The organism is Pararcticibacter amylolyticus (assembly GCF_003130405.1).
In the GTDB taxonomy this organism is placed as follows: Bacteria; Bacteroidota; Bacteroidia; order Sphingobacteriales; family Sphingobacteriaceae; genus Arcticibacter; species Arcticibacter amylolyticus.
This window is the reverse complement of record NZ_QEAS01000032.1, coordinates 12,982-16,495: the sequence shown is the minus strand read 5'-3', so window position 1 is coordinate 16,495 and position 3,514 is coordinate 12,982. Positions and strand designations below refer to the sequence as shown.

Here is a 3,514-nt window from a genome sequence, read left to right as displayed (position 1 = left end):
CAATAAATAAAAACATTTAAATAATTCACATTATGCAAAGAGCTGATAGCCGACTGCTGAAAGCCAATAGCAAATTTTCATTGATGTTATTCCTCATGCTGTGCGCCACGCAGCTGATGGGGCAAGCTGTTTCTGTCGTGAACCTCCGGACAGAACTGCTGGTTAATCCCGTTGGGATTGACGTTACCCTGCCACGCTTGAGCTGGGAGCTAAAGAGCTCTGCCAGGGGAGTGGAGCAGACCGCATACCAGGTGCTTGTTGCATCAACACCTGAAAAGTTGTCGGGAAACGAAGGTGATCTCTGGAGTTCCGGGAGGGTCAGTTCGGATGTATCCGTGCATGTCAGGTATCAGGGGACTGCTTTAAAAAGTAATGAGAGGGCATACTGGAAAGTGAAGGTTTGGACCAGCAGGGGGGAATCAGCATGGAGCAGCCCTGCGAACTTTAGTATCGGGCTTTTAAACTATGTCGACTGGAAGGGAAGATGGATTGGGGTGGATAAGCCTTTTCCATGGGACAGCGAAACACAATGGTCGCGTTTAAGTGCCCGTTATTTACGCAAAGAGTTTGAAGCAAAGAAGGCGGTGAAGAGGGCGACTGCTTATATTATCGGCCTGGGGATGTATGAACTGTATCTCAACGGGGAGAAAGTGGGCGACCAGGTGCTGGCACCTGCACCTACGGATTATTTCAAAGGGGTAAAATACAATGCTTTTGATGTAACGTCCATGTTGAAGCCAGGAAAGAATGCTATCGGAACGGTATTGGGGAACGGACGCTATTATACCATGCGCCAGGATTACAAGCCTTACAAGATCAAAAACTTCGGGCATCCGAAAATGCTCTTTAATCTTTTGGTGGAATATGCTGACGGATCAAAAGATGTGGTAGTATCAGACGATTCCTGGAAGCTTACGGGTAATGGCCCTATCCGCTCGAACAATGAATATGATGGGGAGGAATATGACGCTACTAAAGAGATGCCGGGATGGAACAAAACAGGATTTGATGATAAAGATTGGCAGAAGGCTTCATTTGTTCAGGAACCCGGGGGAACTTATGAGGCCCAGATGAATGAGAATATGAAAGTGATGGCTACCCTAAAGCCTGTATCCATAAAGAAGCTGAAGGCCAATACCTACATCATGGACATGGGACAAAACTTTGCCGGTTGGATCAGGATGAGGGTAAAGGGAGCGAAAGGAGATACTGTTAAGCTGCGTTTTGGAGAGAACCTCCAGGCAAGCGGAGAACTTTATGTGAGAAACCTTCGTGATGCCCGTTCTACTGATACTTATATAGTAAAGGGTGGTGCACAGGAAAGCTGGGAGCCAAGTTTTATATATCATGGATTCCGTTTTGTTGAAATTACCGGTTTCCCGGGCACGCCGACCCTGAACGACTTCGATGGAAGGGTCGTGTACGACGAAATAAAAACTACCGGTGAGTTTGTTACTTCGAATCTTACCATCAACCAGGTCTATAAAAACGCGTGGTGGGGTGTTCTGAGCAATTATAAGGGAATGCCGGTAGATTGTCCTCAGCGCAATGAACGTCAGCCATGGCTGGGGGATCGTACTACAGGCTCTTATGGTGAAAGCTTTATGTTTGATAACAGCCGCATCTATGCAAAATGGCTCGATGACATTCATCAGTCGCAGAAAGAGGATGGAAGCATCCCGGATGTTGCCCCCGCGTTTTGGCGATATTACGGAGATAACGTTACCTGGCCGGCTACTTATATCACAGTGGCTGAAATGCTCTACAGGCAGTACGGCGATCTGGAGTCTGTAAGGGAGCACTATGATCATATGAAGAAGTGGATGGATTACATGGCTGGTAAGTACACTCAGGACGGCCTGATCACAAAGGATAAATATGGCGATTGGTGCGTGCCTCCCGAATCAAAGGAGCTTATTCATTCAAGAGATCCCAAAAGACAGACAGACGGAGTTTTACTTGCGTCTGCAACATATATCAGGCTCTCATTTATCATGGAGGAATTCGCCAGGCTGCTGGGGAAACCGGAAGATGCCGGGGATTTCTCTTCAAGAGCGTCAGCTATAAAAGCCGCTTTTAATCAGAAATTCTTTGATGCTTCTAAAGGTCAGTACAGTAATAATACCATTACGGCAAACCTCCTCCCGCTTGTTTATGATATCGTTCCTGAAGGGGCTAAAGAAAATGTGGTCAGGAGTATTGCCGATAAGATCATGGTGGAGAACAAAGGTCATATCGGGACTGGTGTGATCGGTACCCAATGGTTAATGAGGGGGCTTTCGCGGAATGGCCGTTCTGATATAGCCTATAAACTTGCGTCGAACCGGGATTATCCAAGCTGGGGTTATATGGTTGAAAATGGAGCTACCACCATTTGGGAGCTTTGGAACGGGAACACTGCTGACCCTGCGATGAACTCTGGAAACCATGTGATGCTGCTGGGCGACCTGGTCATCTGGTATTATGAAAATCTGGGTGGAATAAAGTCCGATCCTTCTGCACCAGGCTTTAAGAAGATCATCATGAAGCCTGAAGTGATCGAAGGCCTCAACTCTGCGAAAGCATCCTACCAATCTGTACATGGTATGATCCGGAGTGACTGGAAGAGATCCGGAAAGAGTTTTAACTGGAATATTACGGTGCCTTCCAATACTAAGGCTCTTGTTTATATACCTGCTGCTGCTGCCGGTAAGGTAAAAGAAGGAAAGAAAAGTGCCTCTTCAGCAGAAGGCGTAAAGTTTGTAGGAATGGAAGGTGACAGGGCCGTATTTGAAGTCGGATCCGGTGACTACTCTTTCAGTTCAGGTAAATAACAGAATGATTTAAACTATATGAAACGAATAATTTTCAGTGTATTGATTTTTTGTACGGCTTTGGCCGCTTCTTCGGCTTACAGCCAGACAGCGCGTGCGAAGAAAGGGGCTGCCGAAACTAAGGCAAAAGCGGATGATGAGCAGGACAAAAAGGCCTCAGAATGGGTGGATTCCCTGAGACTGAATGATCCCGCAAAAGAAGGCCGCCTGAGGACGGTCATTGCGACTCACCTTAAAACTATTCGCGACTGGAATAATGAGCATCCCTTCACTTCTGTTCCTGCCGGGATCAACCCTGCTACGGGCAACAAATTAAGTGACCTTGACAGGCAGATAATTGCGAATTCGGCCATGCCGGAATCAGTTCACAAGAACCTGATGGATGGCTTGCGTAAGGACTTAACAGAGCAACAGGTTGAGTATATTCTTGACCAATATACCATCGGCAAAGTGGCATTCACGATGAGAGGCTACAAATCCATCGTTCCTGATCTGACGCAGAAAGAAGAAGAAACCATTCTTGCTCATCTTAAGCAGGCCAGGGAACAGGCCGTCGACTATAAAAGCATGAAACAGATCTCCGCCATTTTTGAAATCTATAAGACTAAATGCGAGCAGTATCTCAATTCGAACGGGAGAAACTGGAAGCAGTTGTTCAAAGATTATGTCAATGCAAGAAAAGCAGAGAAAGCAGCCGGGAA

At 46.6% G+C, this 3,514-nt stretch carries 2 protein-coding genes; both read left to right on the top strand.

Going from position 1 to position 3,514, the window contains the following annotated elements; translation table 11 throughout:
* Nucleotides 1-32: 32 nt before the first annotated feature.
* Nucleotides 33-2,813: a glycoside hydrolase family 78 protein gene (locus DDR33_RS23680; protein ID WP_238387930.1), complete on the top strand. Its 2,781-nt coding sequence runs from the start codon at nt 33-35 to the stop codon at nt 2,811-2,813.
* 18 nt (nt 2,814-2,831) lie between these two features.
* Nucleotides 2,832-3,514: DUF3826 domain-containing protein (locus DDR33_RS23675; protein WP_109418292.1), on the top strand; the 683-nt coding region annotated here is incomplete at its 3' end.

Coding starts and splice junctions, on each gene's coding strand:
- DDR33_RS23680 (WP_238387930.1), top strand. CDS start 33: ATGCAAAGAGCTGATAGCCGACTGCTGAAAGCCAATAGCAAATTTTCA.